21 protein-coding genes are annotated in these 25,569 nt (G+C 69.9%); 9 read left to right on the top strand and 12 right to left on the bottom strand.

The features are described 5' to 3' along the window. The first annotated feature begins 41 nt into the window (after positions 1-41). Positions 42-1,130, top strand: coding sequence for a glycosyltransferase (locus tag ACQQ2N_RS02300; protein ID WP_440224058.1), 1,089 nt, complete (start codon positions 42-44; stop codon positions 1,128-1,130). Then, complete coding sequence (locus tag ACQQ2N_RS02295) at positions 1,127-2,323, top strand: glycosyltransferase family 4 protein (RefSeq protein ID WP_440224057.1); 1,197 nt, start codon at positions 1,127-1,129, stop codon at positions 2,321-2,323. Before ACQQ2N_RS02300 ends, ACQQ2N_RS02295 begins: the two co-directional genes overlap by 4 nt. Before the next feature lie 3 nt (positions 2,324-2,326). Here the strand turns inward: ACQQ2N_RS02295 and ACQQ2N_RS02290 are convergent, their stop codons facing one another. From ACQQ2N_RS02290 to ACQQ2N_RS02265, 6 genes are all read right to left on the bottom strand, one after another. Then, positions 2,327-3,715 (bottom strand): ATP-binding protein, encoded by a 1,389-nt coding sequence (locus tag ACQQ2N_RS02290; RefSeq protein WP_440224056.1) that lies wholly within the window; start codon positions 3,713-3,715, stop codon positions 2,327-2,329. A gap of 145 nt (positions 3,716-3,860) precedes the next feature. Continuing rightward, the gene (locus tag ACQQ2N_RS02285; RefSeq protein WP_440224055.1) at positions 3,861-4,589 is read right to left on the bottom strand and encodes a response regulator transcription factor; all 729 of its coding nucleotides are present in this window, start codon (positions 4,587-4,589) and stop codon (positions 3,861-3,863) included. A gap of 11 nt (positions 4,590-4,600) precedes the next feature. Next, positions 4,601-4,846: a PepSY domain-containing protein gene (locus ACQQ2N_RS02280; protein ID WP_440224054.1), complete on the bottom strand. Its 246-nt coding sequence runs from the start codon at positions 4,844-4,846 to the stop codon at positions 4,601-4,603. A 109-nt stretch (positions 4,847-4,955) separates the two neighbouring features. Further along, positions 4,956-5,873 (bottom strand): arginine deiminase-related protein, encoded by a 918-nt coding sequence (locus tag ACQQ2N_RS02275; RefSeq protein ID WP_440224053.1) that lies wholly within the window; start codon positions 5,871-5,873, stop codon positions 4,956-4,958. Beyond that, complete coding sequence (locus tag ACQQ2N_RS02270; protein WP_440224052.1) at positions 5,870-6,460, bottom strand: DNA-3-methyladenine glycosylase I; 591 nt, start codon at positions 6,458-6,460, stop codon at positions 5,870-5,872. Before ACQQ2N_RS02270 ends, ACQQ2N_RS02275 begins: the two co-directional genes overlap by 4 nt. Then, the gene (locus tag ACQQ2N_RS02265) at positions 6,453-6,881 is read right to left on the bottom strand and encodes a ketosteroid isomerase-related protein (protein ID WP_440224051.1); all 429 of its coding nucleotides are present in this window, start codon (positions 6,879-6,881) and stop codon (positions 6,453-6,455) included. Before ACQQ2N_RS02265 ends, ACQQ2N_RS02270 begins: the two co-directional genes overlap by 8 nt. A gap of 114 nt (positions 6,882-6,995) precedes the next feature. On the opposite strand from ACQQ2N_RS02265, the gene ACQQ2N_RS02260 reads away from it, so the two are divergent. After that, complete coding sequence (locus ACQQ2N_RS02260; RefSeq protein ID WP_440224050.1) at positions 6,996-7,871, top strand: DMT family transporter; 876 nt, start codon at positions 6,996-6,998, stop codon at positions 7,869-7,871. Here the strand turns inward: ACQQ2N_RS02260 and ACQQ2N_RS02255 are convergent, their stop codons facing one another. Beyond that, positions 7,872-8,831 carry a pyridoxal-phosphate dependent enzyme gene (locus tag ACQQ2N_RS02255; protein WP_440224049.1) on the bottom strand — a complete coding sequence of 320 codons (960 nt, stop codon included), beginning with the start codon at positions 8,829-8,831 and terminating at the stop codon, positions 7,872-7,874. A gap of 97 nt (positions 8,832-8,928) precedes the next feature. Here ACQQ2N_RS02255 and pepN point away from each other — a divergent pair, with 97 nt between their 5' ends. The 3 genes from pepN (at position 8,929) to ACQQ2N_RS02240 (ending at position 13,412) form a co-directional block, all read left to right on the top strand. Next, positions 8,929-11,565 carry an aminopeptidase N gene (gene pepN / locus ACQQ2N_RS02250; RefSeq protein WP_440224048.1) on the top strand — a complete coding sequence of 879 codons (2,637 nt, stop codon included), beginning with the start codon at positions 8,929-8,931 and terminating at the stop codon, positions 11,563-11,565. Between the two features lie 72 nt (positions 11,566-11,637). Next, complete coding sequence (locus ACQQ2N_RS02245; RefSeq protein WP_440224047.1) at positions 11,638-12,354, top strand: hypothetical protein; 717 nt, start codon at positions 11,638-11,640, stop codon at positions 12,352-12,354. A 182-nt stretch (positions 12,355-12,536) separates the two neighbouring features. Continuing rightward, positions 12,537-13,412, top strand: coding sequence for an AraC family transcriptional regulator (locus ACQQ2N_RS02240; RefSeq protein ID WP_440224046.1), 876 nt, complete (start codon positions 12,537-12,539; stop codon positions 13,410-13,412). 220 nt (positions 13,413-13,632) lie between these two features. On the opposite strand, the gene ACQQ2N_RS02235 is transcribed toward ACQQ2N_RS02240, so the two are convergent. Then, positions 13,633-13,824 carry a hypothetical protein gene (locus ACQQ2N_RS02235; protein ID WP_440224045.1) on the bottom strand — a complete coding sequence of 64 codons (192 nt, stop codon included), beginning with the start codon at positions 13,822-13,824 and terminating at the stop codon, positions 13,633-13,635. Between the two features lie 534 nt (positions 13,825-14,358). Between ACQQ2N_RS02235 and mnmG the strand changes: the two genes are divergently transcribed. Both mnmG and ACQQ2N_RS02225 read left to right on the top strand, forming a co-directional pair. Further along, entirely contained in the window at positions 14,359-16,245 is a 1,887-nt protein-coding gene (mnmG, locus tag ACQQ2N_RS02230) for a tRNA uridine-5-carboxymethylaminomethyl(34) synthesis enzyme MnmG (protein WP_440224044.1), read from the top strand. A 76-nt stretch (positions 16,246-16,321) separates the two neighbouring features. Beyond that, entirely contained in the window at positions 16,322-18,679 is a 2,358-nt protein-coding gene (locus ACQQ2N_RS02225; protein ID WP_440224043.1) for a Tex family protein, read from the top strand. Between the two features lie 69 nt (positions 18,680-18,748). Here the strand turns inward: ACQQ2N_RS02225 and ACQQ2N_RS02220 are convergent, their stop codons facing one another. Next, on the bottom strand, positions 18,749-19,594 hold the full coding sequence (locus ACQQ2N_RS02220) for a YbaY family lipoprotein (protein WP_440224042.1): 846 nt from the start codon (positions 19,592-19,594) through the stop codon (positions 18,749-18,751). A 271-nt stretch (positions 19,595-19,865) separates the two neighbouring features. On the opposite strand from ACQQ2N_RS02220, the gene ACQQ2N_RS02215 reads away from it, so the two are divergent. Beyond that, positions 19,866-21,452, top strand: coding sequence for a SpoIIE family protein phosphatase (locus tag ACQQ2N_RS02215; protein ID WP_440224041.1), 1,587 nt, complete (start codon positions 19,866-19,868; stop codon positions 21,450-21,452). Between the two features lie 10 nt (positions 21,453-21,462). On the opposite strand, the gene ACQQ2N_RS02210 is transcribed toward ACQQ2N_RS02215, so the two are convergent. From ACQQ2N_RS02210 to glyQ, 3 genes are all read right to left on the bottom strand, one after another. After that, positions 21,463-22,365 (bottom strand): GGDEF domain-containing protein, encoded by a 903-nt coding sequence (locus tag ACQQ2N_RS02210; protein WP_440224040.1) that lies wholly within the window; start codon positions 22,363-22,365, stop codon positions 21,463-21,465. Between the two features lie 75 nt (positions 22,366-22,440). Continuing rightward, a complete protein-coding gene (gene glyS / locus ACQQ2N_RS02205) occupies positions 22,441-24,594 on the bottom strand; it encodes a glycine--tRNA ligase subunit beta (protein ID WP_440224039.1) in 2,154 nt (717 codons plus the stop codon). Beyond that, entirely contained in the window at positions 24,594-25,499 is a 906-nt protein-coding gene (glyQ, locus tag ACQQ2N_RS02200) for a glycine--tRNA ligase subunit alpha (protein WP_440224038.1), read from the bottom strand. The genes glyS and glyQ overlap by 1 nt, the downstream gene beginning before the upstream one ends. Positions 25,500-25,569 lie beyond the last annotated feature (70 nt).

The following is a 25,569-nucleotide window of genomic DNA, read 5'->3' as shown; positions in this document are numbered from 1 at the left end:
TTCCGCCACGTCGACGCGGCCTTGCCGCAGGGAAGCATGCGATGAAGGCCGCGATCCTCCTGCCCGTACTTGCCGATCGCGATGCCGTCGGATTCGACGCGGTCGCGATGGCGCGGCTGCTGCGCGAACGCGGCATCGAGACGCGCCTGTTCTGCGGCTCGGCCTCGGGGACGCGCGAGAAGCACTGGCCGCCCGAGAAGCTCGTCGATTTCGCCGGCGGCCCGGACGATCTCGTCATCTACCATTTCTCGATGGGCTGGCCGCCGGCACTCGAGATCCTGCGCCGTTGCCGCGGCTTCCGCGTCGTGCGTTACCACAACATCACGCCACCGGAGTTCTTCGAGGGCCTTTCGAACGAGTACGTCGCCGCCTGCCGCAGCGGGCGCGAGGAGATTCCCGCGGTCGCGGGCTCCGGCTGCGAGCTCTACGTCGGGGCGTCGCAGTTCAATCTCGACGAACTCCTCGCGCACGGCGTCGCGGCCAAGCGCGGCGCCGTGCTCGCACCGCTGCACCGCATCCCCGATCTGCTCGACGTCGACGGCGACCTGCGCCTCATCGACGAGCTCAACGACGGTGCGCTCAACGTGCTCATGGTCGGCCGCATCGCGCCGAACAAGGGCTATCCGGACCTCGTCGACGCCTTCGCGGCACACGCGCACGCCTACGACCGGCGTACGCGCCTCGTCCTCGTCGGCAAGATCGACCCGAGGCTCGAGGGCTACACGAACGCGATCCGGCAGCGCGTCGCGGAGTACGGCCTGACGGATCGCGTGCGCTGGATCAACGGTGCATCGGAGGCCGAGCTCAAGGCGGCCTACGTCGCCAGCCACGCGTTCATGCTCATGAGTCGCCACGAGGGTTTCTGCGTGCCGCTCGTCGAGGCGATGGCGATCGGCACGCCGATCATCGCGCGCGAGACGAGTGCGATCCCCGAGACGCTCGGTGGATGCGGCCTCTCGTGGCAGGAACCGGATCCCTCGTTGTTCGCCGCGAGCCTCTCGCGCCTCGTCGACGACGCCGGACTCCGCAACGACCTGCGCCATGCCGGCATGCGCCGCTATCGCGCGACCTACGCGATGGACGTGTTGCGGCGACGCTTCTTCGATCTCGTCCTGAGGTCGGCCGCATGACGCCGCGCCTCGCCATCGTCGTGCAGCGCTGCCATCAGGACATCGTGGGTGGCTCGGAGTCGCTCGCGTGGCAGTACGCGACGCTGTTGCGTTCGCGCTACGAGGTCGACGTTCTGACCTCCGCGGCGTCGGACTACGTCACCTGGAACAACGACCTGCCGGTCGGCGACGAGGTGCGCGACGGCATCACGATACGACGGTTCCGCGTCGAGCGTGGCCGCGGCGACTATTTCGGGGCGCTGTGGGCGCGGTTGCGCTCGGACCTCGCCGCGAACGAGGCCGCAGCTCCGCTGGACAGGCTGGGCTGGCCGGAGGCGCTCGAGGAAGAGTTCATCCGCTCCCAGGGGCCGCACTGCCCGGGACTCTCCGCGTTCATCGCCGAGCACGGCGACGACTACGCGGTGGTGATCTTCCTGACCTACCTGTACCCGACGACATTCGACGCGATCCGCGCGATGCCGCACCGGCGCTGGCTCATGGTGCCCACCGCGCACGACGAGCCGCCCGCCTACCTGCGCACGATCGCCGACATGGCGCGCCGCTCGCCGCGCCTGCTCTGGAACACGCGTGCGGAAGCCGAGGTGGGTGCGCGCCTGTGGGGCGTCGACCACGGCACGCTGGTCTCGATGACCGTGGCGACGGACCTCGTCGAGCCCGCGCGCGAGCCTCGCCCGTACCTGCTCTACTGCGGACGCATCGATACCAGCAAGGGATGCGGGCAACTGCTGGACGGCTTCCGTGCATGGAAGGATGCCCATCCCGGTCATCCGCTCGAGCTCGTGCTGACCGGCCACGACGTCCTCGGCGTGGGTTCGCGCAGGGACGTGCGCTATCTCGGCTTCGTCGACGAGCGGCGCAAGTTCGAACTCATGGCCGGCGCGCTCGCGTTCGTCCAGCCTTCGCCGTACGAGAGTCTCAGCATCGTGCTGCTCGAGGCGATGGCACAGCGCACGCCCGTGGTCGTCAACGGGCGGTGCGAGGCGCTGCTCGAACACGTCGAGCGCAGCGGCAGCGGCTTCGCGTACCACGCCCCGGAGGCGTTCGGGGCTTCGCTCGACGCGGTCGTCTCGCTCGATGCGGCGCAGCGCGCGGAGCAGGGTGCGAAGGGGCGCGACTACGTGCTCGCGAACTTCGGGCGGGACGAGATCACGCGGCGCCTCGTCGCCGAGGTCGAGGCGCTGGCACGCAGCTGAGGCTCAGCTGCCGCGCAGGTGGATGTCGAAGCAGGCGCCGCCAAGCGTCGCCGAGCGGGTCACCTGCAGCGTGCCGCGATAGGCCTTGATGATGTCCTGCACGATCGACAGGCCGATGCCATGGCCTTGCACGCGTTCGTCGCCGCGCACGCCACGCTGCAGCAGGTGCTCGATGCGGTCCTCGGGAATGCCGGGGCCGTCGTCCTCGACCGTGAACTGCAAGCCGGCGCGGCGTTCGCCGGGGCCGAGCACCGGCCTGGCCGTCAGTACGACGCGATGGCCGGCCCACTTGAAGGCGTTCTCGAGCACGTTGCCGAACAGTTCCATCAGGTCGCCCTGGTCGCCGTGGAAACGCGCGGCAGGGTCGATCTCGAACTCGCAGAGGATGTTGCGCGACGCATAGACCTTCTCGAGGCTCGTGACGATCTCCTCGGCGTACGGCTGCACCGGCAGCGGCGTCGCGAACGTCTGCCGGCCCGAGGTCGCCGCGCGGGAGAGCTGGTAGGCGACGATCTCGTCCATGCGACCGACCTGCTCGAGCACGGTCCAGCGCAGCTGCTTCTCGTCGACTTCGGTCTCGAGCTGGGTGCGCACGACGGCGAGCGGCGTCTTGAGGCTGTGCGCGAGGTCCGACAACGTGTTGCGGTAGCGCTTGAGGCGATCGCGCTCGGAGTCGATGAAGCTGTTGAGGCTCGTGGTCAGGCCGGCGAGTTCGCGCGGGTACGTGCTGCTGAGGTGGGCCTGGCTGCCGCGCTCGACGCGTTCGAGATCCGCGGCCACGCGACGCAGCGGCCCGAGGCTCCAGCGCAACACGCCGAGCGTCAGCAGGAGCAGCAGCACGCCGAGGCCCACGAGCCATGCGAGCAGCGTGCCGCGGAAGGCCGCGACCTGCCGCTGCAGCGCGCCGCTGTCCTCGGCGACGTGCAGGGTGAGGTTGAGTTCGGCGTGGCCGTCGGAGCTCCACTCGACGCCTTGCGACAGCACGAACAGCTCGCCGACCGGCGTGTCGACCGGGCCCTTGAACGCGACCTCGCCGCGCGCGAGCTCGGCATCGAGGGGGGGCAGGTCCAGGCCCTGCGCAGAGGGCGATCGCCATTGACGCTCGCTCGCGGAGCGGATGTCGTCGCCGATGATGCCGGCGTACAGGCCGGATCCCGGGCGGTCGAAACGTGGATCCGGACCGACCTCGGGAAGGATCAGTGCGCCGGCGCGCGTACGCTCGGCGCCCGTGAGGTAGGCATAGATGTAACCCTGCAGGCGTTCGCGCTGGGACGTCACCGCGGCGTCGTAGAACGCCTGGTCGAGGGCGAAGAACGCGAGTCCGAGGAACGCCGCGAGCGCGAACCCGGCGGCGGCGAGCGAGCGCGCCTGGAGCGAAAGGGGATGGGTCACCCTCGGGCCCGGCGGCAGTGATCGGGAGCGGTCAAGGTCGAAGCCTCGCCGGGATGGTGGCGCGAGCCGGATGCCCTATCCCCGGTGTTGCGGGGCGACCGGCGCGACACCGGCACGGATGCCGGTGTCGCACGAAGGGATCGACTCAGCCCGCGTTCTCGGCAGCCTGGCGAGGCTCTTCCTCGGCATTGCCGGTGTCGGTGCGCTCGAGTGCGAAGCGATAGCCGCGGCCACGTACCGTCTCGATCGGCTTGATCGAATTCTCGGGATCGAGCTTGCGGCGCAGGCGACCGATGAAGACCTCGAGCACGTTCGAGTCGCGGTCGAAGTCCTGCTGGTAGATGTGCTCCGTGAGGTCGGCCTTCGAGACCAGTTCGCCCGCGTGCATCATGAGGTACTCGAGCACCTTGTACTCGTAGCTCGTGAGATCGACCGGATTGCCGTTCGAGGTCACCGTCTGCGCGGTCGTGTCGAGCGTGATCGGGCCGCACTCGAGCAGCGGGCGCGACCAGCCGCTGGCGCGACGGACCAGCGCGTTGAGGCGCGCGAGCAGTTCCTCGACGTGGAACGGCTTGACGAGGTAGTCGTCGGCGCCGTACTTGAGGCCCTGCACCTTGTCCTGCCACGACGAACGTGCCGTGAGGATCAGGATCGGGTAGCGCTGGCCCGACTCGCGGAGATGCTTGACGAGGTCCATGCCCGACAGCTTGGGCAGGCCGAGGTCGATGATCGCGACGTCGAACGGAACCTCGCGGCCCAGATACAGGCCTTCTTCGCCGTCACCGGCGGCGTCGACGGCGAACCCGTCGCGCTTGAGCCTTGCCGCGAGCGTCTCGCGCAGCGGAGCTTCGTCTTCCACGAGCAGTACACGCATGGCTCTCTCCCTCAGTCGTTGGCCTTGACCTCGACGACCTTCACGCGGCCGTCGCCCGTCAGCACCTTGATTCGATAGATCTTGCGTTTGCCGATCTGCAGCGTCTGCACGCTCAAGACCTTGCCGTTCGTATCGCGCTGCACCTTGTCCACGGCCTGTTGCGCGCTGACTTCGCTCGCCGACACGCCCGAACAGGCGAGTGCGGCAGTGATCGCGATGGCAGAGGCGATCACCCTGAAGCAGCGCTGGGAGGTCATGGGCTCAAAGGGGCAGTGGTGCCGTGCAGCGGATGGCGACATGGAGTCTCGGTGCAGCGGATTGAATTCCCGCTGAACTTTGCCGCGGGGCGCGCGAGGCTGGCAAGGCTCAGAAGATCTCGCCGACACAGCAGCGCAGGCTGCCGCCGGCCTTCTCGATTTCGACGAGGGGTACGTGGCCGATCCCGAAGCCGAGCGCGCCGAGCGTGTCCCGCTGCGCGGGCAGGAGTGCGCCCGATGCACGCGTGCTGAACCACACGCGATGCGGGGCGAGCGCGATCGCATTGCCGCAGAACGCAGCTTTCTGCTCCGCGTCGATCGTGATCGCGGCATCGCCGAAGACGCGCGCGATCGCGGCGGGCACGTCCGCATCGCGGAATCCGGAGGGCGCGATGATCGCCGCACGCCCGGCGAGCAGGGCAAGCACGACGTTGGTGTGGTACTCGCCGTCGGCGAGGTCGAAGCAGAACGTCAGCGCGAGGCCGAACGCCTCGTGCATCGCGCGGGCGCCGGCAAGGTCGCAGCGCTCGGACAGGCCGCAGTAACCGATGCCGCGTGCACGGTCGATCACGAGCGACCCGGTCAGCTCGGCGACGAAATCGCCTCCCGACAGGTCGTGCTCGGCGTAGCCCATCGCGCCCGTGAACCAGCAGCGGATGTCGTGGCGCTCCGCCTCGCGGCGTCGCACCGCGTGACGCATGCGACCGACGACGAGGCGTCCCGGCGTGGTCGCGAACACGTTGTTCGGGAATACGCCGTCGGGTGATTCGGGATCCCCGGGAAACGTGACGACCGGCACGTCCTCCGACAGGCGTCTTGCGAGTTCGGCATGCTCGGCGAGTGCGCGTGCTGCGTCGGGTGCGACGGCCATGTCCATGTAGGCGTTGTCGCTGGCCGACTCGGCTGCGAGCGAGAACTGCAGCGGACTGACCAGGAACGCCGCGCGTGCCGTCGCGGGGCCTCGCACGGGGAGCGCGCCGGGTGCCGCGAGCGCATCGAGGAAGGCGCGCGGCGTCGTGACGATCATGCGGTGCGCCGCTCGGTATGGCGGAAGCAGGTGACGAGATGGTCGTCGACCATGCCCGTGGCCTGCATGAAGGCGTAGCAGATCGTCGAGCCCACGAAGCGGAAGCCGTGCTTGCGCAGCGTCTTGCTCATGCGGTCCGACACGGGCGTCGTCGCGGGCACGTCGGCGCCACGACGATGGTTGAGGATCGGCTCGCCGTCGACGAACGACCACAGCCATGCGTCGAGGCTGCCGTGTGCCTCGATCACGGCGAGCGTCGCGCGCGCGTTGTCGCGCGCCGAGAACACCTTGAGGCGGTTGCGCACGATGCCGGGATCGAGCAGGCAGGTCTCGAGCGCCTTGTCGGTCATGCGCGCGACGCGCTCGATGTCGAAGCCGTGGAAGACCTCGCGGTAGCGCTCGCGCTTGGCCAGCACGGTGCGCCAGCTCAGGCCGGCCTGAGCGCCTTCGAGCACGATGAACTCGAACAGCGCGCGGTCGTCGTGCAGCGGCACGCCCCACTCGCGGTCGTGGTAGTCGCGCTCCATCGCGCTGCCCGCGGACCACGGGCAGCGCACGCGGCCGTCGTCGGGCAGCGACTCAGCCACCGACCTGGCGGATCCAGTCGGCGAGGTTGTAGTAGTTGCTGACGCGCGCGATGCGGCCGTCGCGGATGTCGAAGAACGCGCCGCCCGGCAGCACGTAGCGCTGGCCGTTCGCGGCAGGCAGGCCCTCGTCGTCGGCGAGATATTCACCGTGCACGACGTACTCGGCGCCTGCGCGCGTGCCGTCGGCGCTGCTCAGCACGACGATGTCCGCGAGGCGTTCGCGATAGCTGCGGTTCATGCGGCCGAGGAAGGCGCGGAACGCGTCGCGCCCGCTCTCGCGGCCACCCTGGTTGATGTCGTGGGCGACGTCGTCGGTGAGGAACGCGAGCATCGCGTCCCAGTCGCCCCGGTTGAAGGCGGCGTAATAGTCGGTCACGAGGGCGAGCGTGCGGCCCGCGGCGCTGTCGCTGTCGATGCTCATGGAGCCTCCGGGGTCGAAACCGCGAGCATACGCGCAGCGGTCGCGCCGACGCATGCTGCGGCTGCGGAAATTCGCCGCAGGCGTATGATGCGCGCCCCCGTCCCGCCGCCCGCCATGAACGACGCCTCGTCCCGCCAGCGTGCCCTCGTCGCCCTCGTCCTGCTGACGCTGGTGTGGAGCTACAACTGGATCGTCATGAAGCAGGTCCTGCAGTACTCGGGGCCGTTCCATTTCGTGGCCTGGCGTGCCGCGCTCGCGACGCCGGTGCTGTTCGCGCTGCTGCTGTGGCGGCGCGAGTCGCTGCGGCCGCCGCCGTGGCGCCCGCTTCTCGCGATCGCGTTCGCGCAGATCGTCGGCTTCACGGTGCTGATCCAGACCGCGCTCGTCGAGGGCGGCGCCGGCAAGACCGCGCTGCTCGCCTACACGATGCCATTCTGGGTGATCCTTCTCGCGCGCGTCGTGCTCGGCGAGCGCATGGCGCTGCGGCAGTGGCTGTGGATCGGCGTCGCCGCGGCGGGCCTGGTCTGCGTGATCGAGCCGTGGGCCGGGCTGCCCGGTGGTGCGAGCACGCTGCTCGCGCTCGCCGCAGGTTTGAGCTGGGCCATCGCGGTCGTCGTCTCCAAGCGCCTGTTCGCGGACACGACCGTATCGGCGCTGTCGCTGACCGCGTGGCAGATGCTCGTCGGCACGGTCGTGCTCGTCGCGGTGGCGCTGTTCGTGCCTGAGCGGCCGATCGCGTGGACGCCTTACTTCATCGGCGCGCTCGCCTACAACGCCGTGCTCGCCTCGGGCATCGCCTGGGTGATGTGGAGCTTCATCGTGCAGCGCCTGCCGGCGACGGTGGCCGGCCTGACCAGCCTCGCGGTGCCGTTGTGCGGCGTCCTGTTCGCGTGGGCGCTGCTCGGCGAGCGGCCCGGCATCGTCGAAGCCGTCGGCATCGCCCTGGTGGGCATCGCGCTGTTCGGGATCACGCGCCCCGCGCGCCGCTGATCAGCGCGACGCGAGCCACGGCAGGGCGTCGAGATCGACGTTGCCGCCCGACAGGATCACGCCGACGCGACGCCCCGCGAAGCGCTCGCGTGCACCGAGGATCGCCGCGAGCGTGACCGCGCTAGACGGTTCGACGACAATCTTGAGGCGCTCCCAGATCAGCTTCATCGCCGCGACCGTCTCAGCGTCGTCGACGGTGACGACGTCGACGCGGTGCTGCTGAAGCAGCGCGAAATTGATCTCGCCGACCAGCGTGCGCAGGCCGTCGCAGACGGTGTCCGGTGTCATCGCGTCGACGCGCCTGCCGAGGCGCATCGAATCGTGCGCATCGGCGGCCCCGGAAGGTTCGGCGGCGACGACGTCCGCGTCGGGAAGCAGTGCATGCGTGCTGATCGCAGTGCCTCCGAGCAGGCCGCCGCCGCCGACCGGCGCGACGACGACATCGAGCGAGCCGACCTCGCGGATCAGTTCGCGCGCCGCGGTGCCCTGTCCCGCGATGACGGCGGGATCGGCGTAGGGGTGAACGAGCGTGGCGCCGGTCTCGACGCGTACGCGTTCGGCCTCGGCTTCGCGTGCCGCGGTGTTTGCGGCACAGCGATGCACGGTCGCACCGTAGGCTTCGATCGCCGCGAGCTTGGCGCGGATCGCGCCTTCGGGCACGACGACGTGCGCGGTGATGCCGCGCGTGCGTGCAGCGAGCGCGAGCGCGGCGCCATGGTTGCCCGACGAGTGGGTGACGACGCCGCGCGCGGCGAGCTCGTCGGACAAAGACCACACCGCGTTGCACGCGCCGCGGAACTTGAACGCGCCGACGCGCTGGAAGTTCTCGCACTTGAACAGGATCTCGGCGCCGGCCAGTGCGTCGATCGATCGCGAATGCAGCACCGGGGTGACGTGGGCATGGCGCGCGATGCGCTCGGCCGCGCGTTCGACCGCGGCGAAATCGGGCAGGGAGGTCATCGGGGCAGGACGGCGGGCGAGGAGGGCGACGACCATACACGCCGCGCCGTCGCGCGTGCTAGCCTCGCCGCGGCCAACCGCGACGGCAAGGCTGCCGATGAGCGTCGACTCCGCTGCGAAACCGCTGACCCGTCTCGCCGACTACAGGCCGCCCGCGTGGCGCGTCGAGGCGATCGAACTCGAGTTCGATCTCGACGCGCTCGTGACGACCGTCGATGCGCGCCTGCGTCTCGCGCGCGAGCACGGCGATGCGGCTGAACTTCGCCTCGACGGCGAGGCCCTCGAACTGCTGCATCTCGACATCGACGGGCGTCGCCTCGGCCCGAACGAGTACACGCTCGCGCCGGGCGGGCTCGTCATCCACCAGGTTCCTCCGCGTGCCGTCGTGTCGACGCGCTCGCGCATCCGTCCGGCCGCGAACAGTGCGCTCGAAGGCGTCTACCTCTCCGGCTCGCTCGAGGACGGTTTCCTGTTGTCCCAGTGCGAGGCGGAAGGCTTCCGGCGCGTGACCTGGTGTCTCGATCGCCCCGACGTGCTGTCGCGCTACACGGTCACGCTGCGCGCAGACCGCGCGCGCTTCCCGGTCCTGCTCGCGGGCGGTAATCCGGACGGCCGCGGCATGCTCGACGGCGGGCGCCACTGGGCGCGCTTCGTCGACCCGACGCCGAAGCCGAGCTACCTGTTCGCGCTCGCCGCCGGCCACCTCGAATGCCTCGAGGACACGTTCGTGGCCGAGGATGGCCACACGGTCAGGCTCGCGATCTGGGCCGAGCACGCCGAGATCGCGCGCTGTGCGCATGCGATGGCCTGCCTCAAGGCGGCCTTCGCCTGGGACGAGCGGCGCTTCGGCCGACGCTACGACCTGGACGTGTTCCACGTCGTGGCGACCCACGATTTCGCGATGGGCGCGATGGAGAACACCGGGCTCAACATCTTCAATTCGAAGTACCTGCTCGCCACGCCGGATCAGGCGACCGACGAGGACTACCGCCACGTGCTCGCCGTGGTCGGCCACGAGTACTTCCATCATTGGAGCGGCAACCGCGTCACCTGCCGCGACTGGTTCCAGCTCAGCCTCAAGGAAGGCCTCACGGTCTACCGCGAACAGGAGTTCGAGTCCGATCTCGCCTCGCGCACGCTGCGCCGCATCGAGGACGTGCGCACGCTGTGGCGCGTGCAGTTCGGCGAGGATGCGGGGCCGCTCGCGCATCCGGTACGGCCCGAGCAGTACGCCGAGATCAACAATTTCTACACCGCGACCGTCTACGACAAGGGCGCCGAGATCGTGCGCATGCTCGCGACCCTGCTGGGCCGCGACGGCTTCCGGCGTGGCCTCGATCTCTACTTCGCGCGCCATGACGGACAAGCCGTCACGATCGAGGACTTCCTCGCCGCGCTCGGCGATGCCAACGATCGCGACCTGTCGTCGTGGCTCGCGTGGTACCGGCACGCGGGTACGCCCGTGCTCGAGGTCGAGGGGCACCACGATGCCGCGACGCGCCGTTTCTCGTTGACGCTGCGCCAGCGTGCCGCGAAAGGCGACGCGGTGGTGCGGCCGGTGCCGGTCGCGGTTGCGCTGTTCGCCGGTGACGGCGGCCGCATCGCGATGCGGGAAGGCGAGGATGCCGCCCCATGTCGCGACGGCGTTCTGCTGCTCGACGCCGCCGAGCGCACGTGGACATTCCACGGTGTCGACGCGCCACCCGTGGTGTCGCTGCTGCGCGGCTTCTCGGCGCCGGTGCGGCTCGCCGATGCCGCGGATGGCACGGCGCTCGCGTTGCTGGCACGACACGAGGACGACGGCTTCAACCGGTGGTTCGCCGGTGACGCGTTGTCGCGCCTGCTGTTCGCGCAGGCGCTCGCGCACGGTCGTCCCGACGCTGCGCCGTTCGAGGGCTGGATCGGCGCGCTGCGGGCGGCATTCGCGGACGCATCGCTGGATCCCGCGATCCTCGCCGAGATGCTCACCCCCGCCGATGAGGGGTCGCTTGCCGAACCGTTGACCGAGGTCGATCCCGACGCCGTGCGCCGTGCGCGCGAGCGCATCGAGGGCGGGCTCGCCGCTGCGCTCGCGCCTTCGCTGATGGAGCGTTACGAGGCCCTCGCGTCCGCGACCGAGGCCGACATGTCGCCCGTCGCGCAGGCACGTCGTCGTCTGCGCAACCGCTGCCTCGCCCTGCTGTGCTGTGCAGACGACGCCGGTGTCGCGCGCGCCTCGCGGCATTACGACGAGGCACGCACCCTCACCGATCGACTCGCCGCGATGACATGCCTCGCCCAGGCCGGCGATGCGCGGGCCGAGCAGGTGCTCGCCGCTTTCGCCGAGCGCCACGCAGCCGATCCCCTCGTCCTGGACAAGTGGTTCGCGCTGCAGGCGACCATCCCGAGGCCCGGAACGCTCGAGCGCGTGGTCGCGCTCACGTTGCATCCGGCATTCCGTTGGGAGAATCCGAACAAGGTCTACGCGTTGCTGCTCGCGTTCGCGCAACGCAACCCGTCGGTGTTCCACCGGCCCGACGGCGCCGGCTACCGCTTCATCGGCGACGCGGTCCTGCGCCTCGACGCGATCACGCCGCAGGTCGCGGCGCGGCTCGCCACCGCATTCGGGGCGTGGCGCCGCTACGAACCGCTGCGTCGCGCGTTGATGCGGGCGGAACTGTTTCGACTCGATGCGCGCGGCGGATTGTCGGACAACCTCGCCGACATCGTGCGGCGCAGCCTCGACGCCAGCTGAAGCGATTCGCGGCGAGCATTGCAAACGCGCGCCACTGCCACCACGATGGAGGAGATTTCGTGGAGGTGTGCCATGTTCCGTCCCTTGCTGATCGTCGCCGTCCTCGCGCTCGCGGGCTGTGCCACGACCCCGAGCAGCACGTACTACTACGACGCGCCGGGTGACTATTACTACGGTGCGAATTCGCCCGACGTGATCGTCGACCATCGCGGCAGCGTCGCATCGCCGTGGTGGCTCGGCGGGTTCGGCGGCTATGGCTACGGCGGTTACGGCTATGGCGGTTACGGATACGGCGGTTACGGATACGGTTACGCCGGCTACGGATGGGGCGGTGGATACGGCTACGGTGGACTCGGCTGGCCGTACGGATACGGGTACTACGGTCCGTGGATCTACAAGCCGCATGCCCCGTCTTATCCTTCTCTCGACACGCGCGAGCGTGCCGTGCAGGCCTACCGCGGCGAACGCGCACGCCTGCAGGGACCGCGCGAGCGGCCCGCCTCGGCCGGTTATGCCCCGCCGCGGCGTGGGGCGATCGAGTCCGGCGGCGTATCCGGCGCCTATCGCGACAGCGCTCCGAGCCGTTTCGATGCCTCGCGTGCTCGCGACCCGGGTTCGCGTGGGCCGATGCTCGAGCGTCGTGCGCCCGCATCGGCGCCGTCACGCGCGGCATCGGCTCCGCGCAGCATGCCGTCGATGCCCCGCAGTGCGCCGTCGATGCAGCGATCCGCGCCGGCCCCCGCTCGAGCGCCGTCGGCGCCGCGCCCCGCACCGTCGCGCAGCCAGTAGCGAGGCGTGCGGCCGGGCGTTCGCGGCGGAGACCGATCGTCGCCGTCCACCGTGTCCGTGCCGCAGCGGTTCCGGCGTGACAGGCGGCCGTGCACGCCCGGTTCGCGAGTCCGCAAGATCGGACACGCGCGGGTTCCCCGTACCGGCGATCCTCCCGTCGCCTTCACGAGGAACGCGAGTACATGAAATCCGCATCGCAGGCCGATTACCAGCAGCGCATCGATCGCGTGCTCGCGCATGTCCAGCACGCCATCGACGCCGGCACGGAGCCGCCCGATCTCGCGGCGCTGGCCGCGCTCACGCACTTCTCGCCGTACCACTTCCATCGCATCTACCGCGCGCTGACCGGCGAGGCGCTGGGACGCAGCATCGGCCGCCTGCGGCTCTCCCGAGCCCTGCATCGGCTCGCCGACCCCCGGGTTCCGATCACGCAGGTCGCGCTCGATGCCGGATTCGGAAGCTCGCAGGCTTTCGCGCGCGTGCTGCGCGACTGGCTGGGTACGAGCGCGAGTGCGCTGCGCGACGATCCGCGCGCGCTCGAGGCTGCGTCGATGCGTTTGAGACAGCCTGATCGGGACGAACTCGAGGCCACGCCGGCGCTGCGTGTCGACGTCGTGTCGCTGGAGCCGTTCGAGGTCATCGCGGTGCGCACGGTCGGACGCTATGACACGCTCGACGAGGTCTACACGGACCTGTTCGGCTGGGCCGCTGGAGCCGGTGCCGTCGACCGCATCACCAGCCTGTACGGCATCGCCTGGGGCGACCTGCGCGACGTGCCTCGAGACGAGCTCGCCTTCACGAGCGCGATCGGCCTCGAGGGGCTCGATCCACCCGCGCCGATGCGGCGCGAGACCTGGAGCGGCGGACGTTACGCGAGCGTGCGCCACGTCGGCAGCTTCCTCGGCCTCGAGGACACGGCCGATCGCGTGTTCGCCGACTGGCTGCCGTCGTCCGGAGAGGCGTTGCGCGACGCGCCCGTGATCTACCGCTACCTCGACGACCCGGAGCAGGTTCCCGAACCGCTGCTGCGTACCGACATCCTCGTGCCGATCGCGTAGCGGTCCTGCGCGCGTGGGTCGGGGGTCTCGGGGGCTGCGATCACGTCGGATGGTCGCCGGCTCGGGCCCGGCGGGCTGACCGTCAACGCCGGTCGCCGTTGCGCGAGGCCCGAAAGCAGAAAGGCCGCGCATGATGCGCGGCCTTTCTGCGTGTGGAGCATGCGGGTATCCGTCCTCGGCGCGCCCAGGGGAGGCGCGACGGTGACGCAAGCCGCGGGAATCAGGCGGGGAGGCGGCTCAGCGCTTCGTTGATGCGCGCGCGGCGCGACTCGAGCTGGACGATCTGGTCGTTGCTGGCGGGCGTGGCGACGCGGATGTCTTCCATCGCCATCTCGAGGCGACCCAGTTCGATCATGAGGTCGTGGCGGAGGAACAGCGGGTTGAGGCTCATCGAAGCGGCGTTCGTGATCATGGCGCGTTCCCCTGGTGGACGAGATGGTCGATGAAAGGGATTGAGCAAGCGTCATGCCAACATGGCGCGATGCCGTTTCTGCACCGATCACGGGTCGGATGACGGAGCGACGTGACGATCGCTGTCGCAATCTGACCGGAGCTGACGGGCCTCTCCCCCGGCCGCCGGGTTTTCGCGATTAGCGTCACAGTCTGCCAATCCCTGTTCCGGCTAACGTCCGCACACCGCGCAAACGAGAACGCCGTGCCCGGGGGCACGGCGTCGCGTGGTGATGAATCGATCAAACTGGCGCCCGGCACTACGGTCCTCTTGGATTCCCCCTGTTCCTACGACCGCCGGGCGCCAGCCTTCTCGAAGCCGCGCCGCAAGGCGCGAGGTGCGTCCTCCCACCGGCGCGCGGCCGGCCCCTGAATTCCGACCATGGACGTGCTCGCATACGCCTGCGCCGGTGGGAGTGCCAAACGTACCAGCAGATTCCGTGCCATCCCCGACACGGTAGAATGAGGTCGTTCCCGCGTGTCGCGGTGGTGCCCGATGTCCTCTTTCGATCCTCCTGATTTCGACGTCATCGTCATCGGCGGTGGCCACGCCGGCACCGAGGCCGCGCTCGCGTCGGCCCGTTGCGGCGCACGCACGCTGCTGCTGAGCCACAACATCGAGACGATCGGCCAGATGAGCTGCAACCCGGCCATCGGCGGCATCGGCAAGGGCCACCTCGTGCGCGAGATCGATGCGCTCGGCGGCGTGATGGCGCGCGCAGCCGACCGTGCCGGCATCCAGTGGCGAACACTCAATGCCTCGAAGGGCCCGGCCGTGCGCGCGACGCGCTGCCAGGCCGACCGTACGCTCTACAAGGCGGCGATCCGCAGCGTCGTCGAGAACGAGCCGAACCTGCGCGTGTTCCAGCAGGCCGTCGACGACCTCGTCATCGAAGGCTCATGCGTGGCCGGCGTCGTGACCCAGACCGGCCTCGTGTTCCGCGCGCGTTGCGTCGTGCTCACCGCGGGGACGTTCCTCGCGGGCCGCATCCACGTCGGCCTGCAGAACCATGCGGGTGGCCGCGCCGGCGACGCGCCCGCGCAGCGCCTCGCCGAGCGCCTGCGCGAGTTGCCGATCGCGGTCGATCGCCTCAAGACCGGCACGCCGCCGCGTATCGACGGCCGCACGATCGACTTCACGGGCCTCGAGGAACAGCCCGGCGACGATCCCGCGCCCGTGTTCTCGTTCCTCGGCTCGCAGGCCGACCATCCGCGCCAGGTCAGTTGCTGGATCACGCACACCTCCGAGGCCACCCACGACATCATCCGCGGCGGGCTCGACCGCTCGCCGATGTACTCGGGCGTCATCGAAGGCGTGGGTCCGCGCTACTGTCCCTCGATCGAGGACAAGGTTGTGCGCTTCGCCGACAAGGCCTCGCACCAGATCTTCATCGAGCCCGAAGGCCTCGATACCCACGAGATCTATCCGAACGGCATCTCGACCTCGCTGCCGTACGACGTGCAGGTCGCGCTCGTGCGCTCGATCCGCGGTTTCGGGAACGCCCACATCACGCGTCCGGGCTACGCGATCGAGTACGACTACTTCGATCCGCGCGGCCTGCGCCCGTCGCTCGAGACCAAGGCCGTCGACGGCCTCTACTTCGCGGGCCAGATCAACGGCACGACGGGTTACGAGGAGGCCGCCGCGCAAGGTCTCGTCGCCGGCCTCAACGCCGCGCGTGCCGCACGCGGCGAGGCGCCGTGGACGCCGCGTCGCGACGAGGCCTACATCGGCGTGCTGATCGACGACCTCACCACCAACGGCACACTCGAGCCGTACCGCATGTTCACCTCGCGCGCCGAGTACCGCCTGCACCTGCGCGAGGACAATGCCGACCTGCGTCTCACCGAGCAGGGCTTCGCGCTCGGCTGCGTCGATGCCGCGCGCCACGACGTGCTGCGCCGCAAGCGCGACGCGATCGAGGCCGAGACCGCGCGCCTGCGCGCGCTGTGGACCGCGCCGGGGCATGTGCTCGCGCAGGCGCTGGCGACCGCGACCGGTGTCGAGGTCACGCGCGAGGTCAACGCGCTCGACCTGCTGCGTCGTCCCGAGCTCGATTACGCCAAGCTCACCACCGTGCCCGGCATCGGTCCCGGCGTCGACGATGCGCAGGTCGCCGGTCAGGTCGAGGTCGCGACCAAGTACGAGGGCTACCTCGAGCGCCAGCGCGACGAGATCGAGCGCAACCGCCGCCACGAGGACACCGCGATTCCCGACGGATTCGACTACGACGGCGTGCGCGGCCTGTCGGCCGAAGTGCTGCTCAAGCTCAAGCGCGCGACGCCCGCGACGATCGGCCACGCGCAGCGCATCAGCGGCGTCACGCCGGCGGCGATCTCGCTGCTGCTCGTGCACCTCAAGCGACATCGTCGCGTCGCCTGAGACGCCTCGCGCTAGAATCGCCACGTGGGCCGCCTGAGCGGCCCACGGCATGTCTGGCCACGGAAAACCCACACGAATGCTCAGTATCGAACAACGCATCGCCGCGGAGATCGCGGCGAAACCGCAGCAGGTCACTGCCGCGGTCGACCTGCTCGACGGCGGCGCGACCGTCCCCTTCATCGCGCGCTACCGCAAGGAAGTCACCGGCGGTCTCGACGACACCCAGCTGCGCCTGCTCGAAGAGCGCCTGTCCTACCTGCGTGAGCTCGAGGACCGCCGCGAGGCTGTCATCGCGAGCATCGAGGAGCAGGGCAAGATGACCGACGTGCTGCGTGGCGACCTGCTCGCCGCCGACACCAAGGCGCGCCTCGAGGACCTCTACCTGCCGTACAAGCCCAAGCGCCGCACCAAGGCGCAGATCGCTCGCGAGGCGGGCCTCGAGCCGCTCGCACTCGGCTTGCGTGCCGATCCGACCCAATCGCCCGAAGCGGTCGCCGCGACATTCGTCGATGCGGAGAAGGGCGTCGCCGACGTCAAGGCCGCGCTCGACGGCGCGCGCGCGATCCTGCTCGAGACGTTCTCGGAGGATCCCGCGCTGATCGGTTCGATGCGCGAATGGCTCACCGCGAAGGCGCAGATCCGTGCGCGCGTGGTCGCGGGCAAGGAAAATGAAGGCGCCAAGTTCCGCGACTACTTCGCGCATGCCGAGGCGATCGGCACGATCCCGTCGCACCGCCTCCTCGCGTTGTTCCGCGCGCGCAACGAAGGCGTCCTCGACCTCGAACTCGCGCCGATGCCGACAACTGCACCGCGCACGACCTCGAGCGAGGATCCCGCCGCCGCGCTTGACGAAGCCGTCGCCGCGGGCCACGCCGAGGCCGAGGGTCGCGTCGGCGTGCACGTCGACATCCGCGACCAGGGCCGAGCGGCCGATCGCTGGCTGCTCGACACCGTGCGCCAGACCTGGCGCGTCAAGCTTCACCTGCACCTCACGCTGGACCTGTTCGGGCGCGCGCGCGAAGCCGCCGAGGCGGAAGCGATCCGTGTGTTCGGCGACAACCTCAAGGACCTGCTCATGGCCGCACCGGCCGGTCCGAAGGTGGTCATGGGCCTCGATCCGGGCCTGCGCACGGGCGTCAAGGTGGCGGTGGTCGACGGTACGGGCAAGCTGCTGGCGACCAACACGATCTACCCACACGAACCGAAGAACCAGTGGGACGCCTCGATCGCTCAGCTCGCCTCGGCGTGCCGCCAGCTCGGCGTGAACCTCATCGCGATCGGCAACGGCACGGCCTCGCGCGAGACCGACCGCCTCGCCGGCGAGCTCATCAAGAAGCATCCCGAGCTGCGCCTCGGCAAGATCGTCGTCAGTGAGGCCGGTGCATCGGTGTATTCGGCGTCGGAACTCGCCGCGAAGGAGTTCCCCGACCTCGACGTGTCGCTGCGCGGTGCGGTGTCGATCGCGCGCCGCCTGCAGGATCCGCTCGCCGAGCTGGTCAAGATCGATCCGAAGTCGATCGGCGTCGGCCAGTACCAGCACGACGTCAACCAGGTGAAGCTCGCGCACGCCCTCGGCGGCCGCGTCGAGGACTGCGTGAATGCGGTCGGCGTCGATGTGAACACGGCGTCCGCACCGCTGCTCGCGCGCGTCGCCGGCCTCAGTGCGGGCGTCGCCGAGAACATCGTGCGCCATCGCGACGAGCACGGCCCGTTCCGCACGCGCAAGGCGCTGCTCAAGGTGCCGCGCCTCGGCGACAAGGCGTTCGAGCAGTGCGCGGGCTTCCTGCGCATTCCGCAGGGCGACGATCCGCTCGATGCCTCGGGCGTGCATCCGGAAGCCTATCCGGTCGTGCAGCGCATCCTCGAGCAGTGCGGACGCGAGGTGAAGGGCCTGATCGGCGACAGCGCGTTCCTGCGCGGCCTGCGTGCCGAGGCCTATACCGACGAACGCTTCGGCGTGCCGACCGTGCGCGACATCCTGCGCGAGCTCGAGAAGCCGGGCCGCGATCCGCGTCCCGAGTTCAAGACCGCGACGTTCGCCGAAGGCGTCGAGGACATCCGCGACCTCAAGCCCGGCATGATCCTCGAAGGCGTGGTCAGCAACGTTGCCGCGTTCGGTGCGTTCGTCGACCTCGGCGTGCACCAGGACGGCCTCGTGCACGTCTCGGCGTTGTCGAGCCGCTTCGTCAAGGATCCGCGCGAAGTCGTCAAGGCCGGCGACATCGTCAAGGTGAAGGTCATGGAGGTCGACGTCGCGCGCAAGCGCATCGGCCTGACCATGCGTCTGGAAGACACGCCGGGCGAGGCGGCGCGTGGCCCGCGCGAGCGCGGTGGTGCCCCTGATCCGCGTGCGCGGGCGATGCCGCGCGAGACGGCGAAACCCGCGGTCAATGCGGCATTCGCCGACGCGTTCGCGAAAGCACGACGCAACTGACGGATTGACCGTTCCGAAACGAAAAAGCCCGGCGTGAGCCGGGCTCTTTCGTGGGACACGACGTCCGCTTTACTTCTTCGGCACCTTGGCCTGGCCCATCGAAAGGGCCTTGGTGGCGTCGGCATGGAGCGTCTTGATGTCGGCCTCGGCGACTTCGCCGCCGCCCGCCGCCTTGTTGAGCACGACGTTGCCCTGCGCATCCCAGCCGACGCGCGTCGCACCGTTGCCGCTCTTCCGGGATACCACCATCGGCTTGTCGTCGAGGAACGCGTACTCGACATTGCCGCGCACGGCCGTGTCGCCTTCGCCCTTCTCGGTGTTGACGCGCATGAAGCGAACCTTGCCGCCCGTCTCGTAGAAGCCGTCCCATGCGACCGACAGGTCGCCGTCGAGGAACGAGTCCTGGATGCGCTTCATGCCGCCGATCTGCGCCTTGAGCTTGCCGAACTCGTCGTTGAGCTTCTCGCCCGGCGTCGCCTCGGCGGTCAGCACGATGTCGGCATTCGACGGGGCACCGCCCGTGAGCACCGGGAACTGCAGTGCCGGCACGAAGCGGCGGTCACCGTCGAACAGCAGTGCGTTGACGACGTACGTGCGCGTGCGGTCGATCTTGGCGGCATCGAACGTCAGCGTGAACGCGTACGGCGGCTGGCCCGTGACGGGCGCATTCGATTCGGCGATGACGATGTCGGGCATCGTCACGTCCACGAGCTTCACCTCGAGGCGTGCGCTCTCGCCGATCGGCAGCGGGTCGCGCAGGCTGACCTTGCCGGTCACGGTGTTGCCGATCGGCGCATTGGCCTGCTGGGCCGGCGAGGCGCCGTTGCCTGACGGCGCATTGGCCTGGTTGGAGGCGTTGTTGCAGCCTCCGAGTACGACCAGGGCGGCGAGGGCCGTGGCGGCGTGTCTGAGCATGGCAAGGATCTCCGGAAGCAATGAACGAAACGTGTCGTAGTTGAGAGGAAGCATACCGCGTCGATCGTGAACGGACGACGGTCCGACGCGGGGTTTGCACCAGGACGCGCCGGCACGCGGCGCGAGCCGGCCACGATAGTGCACCGGCGCGGCAGGGCGCAATCGCATCGCAGGGGCAGCGTGCATGGCGGGAATGACCGGCACGTGAAGCGGACCGCGGGCGGCAGGACCGACTTGCGGCAACCCGGACGCGAGCCGCTATGCTGATCCCATGGTGTCCGTGATCGAACTGGAGTGTGTCGAAGGTCCGCCGCTTGCGCGCAGGCGCTGGCGCGTCGCGCATCCGTTCCGCATCGGTCGCGCGGCCGGCAACGAGCTCGAGCTCGTCGATCCCTCGATCTCGCGGCGGCATGCCGCCGTCGAGGCCGGCGAGGATGGCTGGGTGTTGCGTGACTGCGGCAGCCAGCTCGGCACGCTCGTCAACGAACTCCGGGTCGACAGCGGGGCCGCGTCGGCGATCCGGACGGGTGACGTCATCGGCGTCGGCCCCTGGCGTTTCCGCGTCCAGGCATCCGATGCATCGAACGACCTTGCCGACGACATGTTCGCGACGCGCATCAGCGTCGTGCGCGGGCCGGGCAACCTGGCCGAACAGCGCCTCGAGCTGCTGCTGCGTTACGCCGGCGAGGTGACCGCCGCCGCCGACGAGACGGCACTCGCCGAGGTGCTCGCCGAGCACGCACTCCTCGGCTCGGGCTTCACGCGTGCACGCGTGCTGTGGCAGGACGCCGAGGAGGTGGTCACGCGCTGCGAGCGCCCTGCACCGCGCGAGGACCGTGTCTCGCCACCACCGAATGCGACCCTGCTCGCCTCGGCGGCTACGGGCGACGTGGCCAGCCTCGAGGCCGAGCCCGTCGAGGAGCGTTCGGGGACGGCACGCAGCGCGCAGCCCCGTGCCCTCTGCGCGCCGCTGATGCTCGACGGCCGCGCGGTCGCGTTTCTCTACGTCGACGCGGACCGGCCGGCAGCGCGCAGGCAGGCCGATGCACCGTCGTTCTGCCATGCGCTCGCACGCCTCGCCGCGCTGGCGCTCGCGAGCCTGCGCCGTCGTGCGAGCGAGCGCGAGCGCATCGCGCTGGCCGCAGACCTCGAGCGAGCACGCGACGTGCAGCACCGGCTGTTGCCGGTGCCGGCCGGCCGGCTCGCGAAACTCGACTACGCGCTGCGCCTGCATCCGGGGCGCGTGGTCGCGGGCGACATCGTCGATGTCGTCGAACTCGCCGGTGGACGCGTCGCGATCGTCCTCGGCGACGTGAGCGGTGCCGGGCTCGGTGCCGGGCTCGTCATGGCCTCGGTGCAGTCGTTCCTGCGTGCGGCGCTGGCTCACGACGACGACCCCGCGCGCGTGGTCGCCCAGCTCAACGTGCACCTGTGTGCACAGGCCAGCGGCGGGCGTTTCGTGACGCTGTGGCTCGGCGTCTTCGACGAGGCAGGTGCGACGTGCCACTACGTCGATGCGGGGCACGGGCACGCCGTGCGTTTCGGCACGCGCAGTGTCGCGGTCATCGCCACGCGCGGCGCGATACCGCTCGGCATCGACCCGGGCGCCATGTTCGAGGACGAGACGCTCGTGCTCGAACACGGCGAGATCCTGCTGCTGCACAGCGACGGTCTCGTCGAGCAGCGTGCGCCGGACGGCCAGGAGTGGGGCCGTGGCGCGCTGGTCGCGGCCGGTATCGGCATGCCGTCACCACGCGAACTCGTCGAGGCCGTGTGGGCCGCACTCGAGCGCCACGCGGCCGGTGCGGTCATCGACGACGACGCGAGCGTGCTCGCGCTCGCGCGTGCGCCGGCCTGAGCCGGTACGCTCAGATCCCGGCCCAGCGCACCGTGTTGCGGCCACCCTGCTTGGCGCGGTAGAGCTGCTGGTCGGCGGCACGCATGAGGTCACCGGTGATGAGCATGCCGCGTTGCCACGCCGCAACGCCGATGCTCACGGTGACACGCGAGGGACCGTTCGGGATTGCGAGGTCGAGCGTCGCGATCGCCTCGCGCAGCGACTCGGCGAACGCGGCCGCCTGGGCGATGTCGTGCTCGGGCAGCACCACGGCGAATTCCTCGCCGCCGATGCGCGCGGTGATGAACTCCTCGCGCGCATGGCCGCGCAGCACGAGCGCGACCTTCTTGAGCACGGCGTCGCCGGTCGGATGGCCGTACTGGTCGTTGATCGGCTTGAAGTGGTCGAGGTCGATGATGAGCAGCGTCAGCGGGCGCTTGTGGTTGGCCGCGCGCGCGAGTTCCTTCTCGATGAGCTCGAGGAACTGGCGACGGTTGTAAAGGTCGGTCAGCGGGTCGGCCGTGGCGAGCTGGTAGATCTCCTCGTGGTAGCGCGCCTCGACCGACGAGCGGTCCATGAACTTGAGTACGCAACTGCCGACCGCGATGTGGTCACCGTCCTTGAGCTCGGCCTCGATGATCGGCTGGTCGTTGAGGAAGGTCTTGTTGGTAGAGTCCAGGTCCTTGATGCGGTAGCCCGCGGGCTCGCGCGAGATGCGGCAGTGCTCGCGCGACACGCTGCGCTCGAGGATCTGGAAATCGGCCTCGGGCGAGCGGCCGATGATGAGGCCCTCGTCGGCGAGGTCGATGCGTTGGCCGAGTCGCTGGCCCTGCAGCACGACGAGGCAGGCCGGCACATGACCCGCGCCGACGCTGCGATGCGGACGCATCGTGCGGCGCTGCGTGGTGCTTGCGTCGTTGTCGCTCGGACTCATCGACCGTATTCCCCCGTGCCCCTGACCCCTTCCGCCCAGTCTACGCGAGGCGGGCCCCGTGCGCCGCGGCCACCGTCACGCTGCCGCGGACGGCAGCAGCGAGATGTCGGCCACGCGCAGGAACAGCGCGCGCAGGCGACTCAGCAGCACGAGGCGGTTGCGGCGCACCGCCTCGTCGTCGGCCATGACCATGACGCCGTCGAAGAAGCGGTCGACCGGCTCGCGCAGCGTCGCGAGTCGGCTCAGCAGGCCGACGTAGTCGTTCGCGGCGAGGAACGGCGCTGCATCGGCTTCCGCGCGCGCGAGCGCGTCGACGAGCGCACGCTCGGCGTCCTCGACGAGGCGCGACGCATCGATGTCGCCACCGACGCTGCCGCCGGCCTGGCGCAGGAGGTTGCCGGTGCGCTTGTTGGCCGCCGCGAGCGCCTGCGCCTCGGGCAGGCGCGAGAACTCGACGACTGCACGCATGCGGCGATCGGCATCGAGCAGCGACGTGGGCGACAGGGCCCGCACAGATTCGAAGGCTTCCGTGCCGATGCCGTTGTCGGCGGCGTAGCCGCGCAGGCGGTCGAACACGAACGCGTAGAGCTCGTCGGCCAGTGCGGCGCGGCGTGCACCCGCGTCGAGCGGCGGCGCCTTGCCGTCCTTGCCCTTGGGCAGGCCCGCGACGAGGGCCGCCTCGGGCAACTGCGCGAGCGCTTCGTCGAATGCGGCGCGCAGGTCGAGATCGAGCCCGCCCTCGATCAGCGTGCGCGCGAGGCCGAGCGCGGCGCGGCGCAGCGCGAACGGATCCTTGTTGCCGGACGGCTTGAGGCCGACCGCGAAGATGCCGGCGAGCGTGTCGAGGCGCTCGGCGACCGCGAGCACGCGGCCGACGCCGCCCGCGGCGATCGCGTCGCCCGCGAAGCGCGGCTGGTAGAACGCATCGAGCGCGGCGGCGACCTCGGCGTGTTCAGGCGATGCACCCTGCGACGCATAGTAGCGACCCATGATGCCTTGCAGCTCGGGGAACTCGCCGACCATGCGCGTCATGAGATCGCACTTGGACAGCGCGGCCGCGCGCGTGGCGAGCCCGGCATCGACGCCGACGCGGTTGGCGATCACGCGCGCGAGCTCGGCCACGCGCACGCTCTTGTCCCACACGCTGCCGAGCGACTGCTGGTAGGTGACCGAGCCGAGCGTGTCCTGGTACGACGCGAGCGTCTGCTTGCGGTCCTCGTCGTAGAAGAACTTCGCGTCGGCGAAGCGCGGCCGGATGACGCGCTCGTAACCCTTGCGGATCTCGGCGGGATCGGACGACACGATGTTGGCGACGCCGATGAAATGCTCGGTGAGGCGGCCGTCGGCATCGAACACGGGCACGAACTTCTGGTTCGTCTCCATCGTCGTGACGAGCGCTTCCTGCGGCACCTCGAGGAACGCGCGTTCGAAGCGGCAGGCGATCGCGACCGGCCATTCGGTCAGGTTGGCGATCTCGTCGAGCAGGTCGTCGGACAGGCGAGGGACGCCGCCGACATCATGGCCTGCGCGTGCGACCTCGTCGCGGATGCGCGCGCGGCGCTCGGCCGGATCGGCGAGCACGTGCGCGGCGCGCAGCGCATCGAGCCAGGCGTCGGCATCGACGACGTGCACGGGCTGCGGATGATGGAAACGATGGCCGCGCGACTGGCGGCCCGAGCGCAGGCCGAACAGCTCGGCGTCGACGATGTCGGCACCGTGCAGCACGACGAGCCAGTGCGCCGGGCGCACGAAGGCGTGCTCGTGCGCGCCCCAGCGCATCGGCTTGGGGATCGGCAGCGCCTTGACGGCCTCGGCGAGGATCGCCGGCACGAGGGCCGCGGTCGGCTCGCCCTTCTTCTCGGCACGGTGCGCGAACCATGCGCCCTTGTCGGTCTCGACGATCTCGAGTGCGGCCACGTCGACGCCGCAGCTCTGCGCGAAACCGACCAGCGCGCGCGTCGGTTCGCCGTTCGCGTCGCGGCCTGCCGACACGGCGGGACCGCGACGCTCGACCATCTGGTCGGGCTGCTCCACGGCGACGCCCGGCACGAGCACGGCGAGGCGGCGCGGCGAGCACCACGTGGTGGCGTCGCCGCCGGTCGCCACGCCGCGGCGCGCGAGGCCGTCGACGATGCCGGCGGTGAACGCCGCGGCGAGCTCGTCGAGTGCCTTCGGCGGAAGTTCCTCGGTGCCGAGTTCGATGAGCAGGTTCTTCGTCGCCGTCGCCATCAGGCGGCTTCCTTCTTGTTGCGCAGGCCCGGGAAGCCGAGCTTCTCGCGCTGCGCGTGGTAGGCCTCGGCGACCGCGCGTGCGAGCGTGCGCACGCGCAGGATGTAGCGCTGGCGCTCGGTCACGCTGATCGCTCGGCGCGCATCGAGCAGGTTGAACGTGTGGCTGGCCTTGGTGACCTGCTCGTAGGCGGGCAGCGGCAAGCCGGCCTCGACGAGCTTCTTCGCCTCGGCCTCGCAGGTGTCGAACCACTCGAGCAGTTTCGGCACGTTGGCGTGCTCGAAGTTGTACGTGCTCTGCTCGACTTCGTTCTGGTGGAATACGTCGCCGTAGGTGACGGTGCCGTGCGGCGCTTCGGTCCAGACGAGGTCGTAGACGTTGTCGACGTTCTGCAGGTACATCGCGAGGCGCTCGAGGCCGTAGGTGATCTCGCCCGTGACGGGGCGGCACTCGAGGCCGCCGGCCTGCTGGAAGTACGTGAACTGCGTGACCTCCATGCCGTTGAGCCAGACTTCCCAGCCGAGCCCCCAGGCGCCCAGCGTCGGCGATTCCCAGTTGTCCTCGACGAAGCGCAGGTCGTGCACGAGCGGGTCGATGCCGAGTGCCTTGAGCGAGCCGATGTAGAGGTCTAGGATGTCGTCCGGATTCGGCTTCAGCACGACCTGGTACTGGTAGTAATGCTGCAGGCGGTTCGGGTTGTCGCCGTAGCGGCCGTCGGTGGGACGGCGCGAAGGCTGCACGTAGGCCGCGGCCCAGGGCTCGGGACCGAGCGCGCGCAGGAACGTCGCGGGATGGAACGTGCCCGCACCGACCTCGGTGTCGAATGGCTGGATCAATACGCAGCCCTTCTCCGCCCAGTAGCGGTTGAGGATCTGGATGACGTCCTGGAAGCTGGGTCCGGCCATGCGCTGGCTCACGGTTGCGTGGGAAAAGCGCGCTAGTATAGCGGTCACCCGACGCTCTCCAACGGATTCC

It is taken from the genome of Dokdonella aquatica (assembly GCF_051987395.1).
Classification (GTDB): domain Bacteria; phylum Pseudomonadota; class Gammaproteobacteria; order Xanthomonadales; family Rhodanobacteraceae; genus Dokdonella.
The sequence above is the reverse complement of the archived record's forward strand: the minus strand, read 5'-3'. Positions and strand labels throughout refer to the sequence as shown.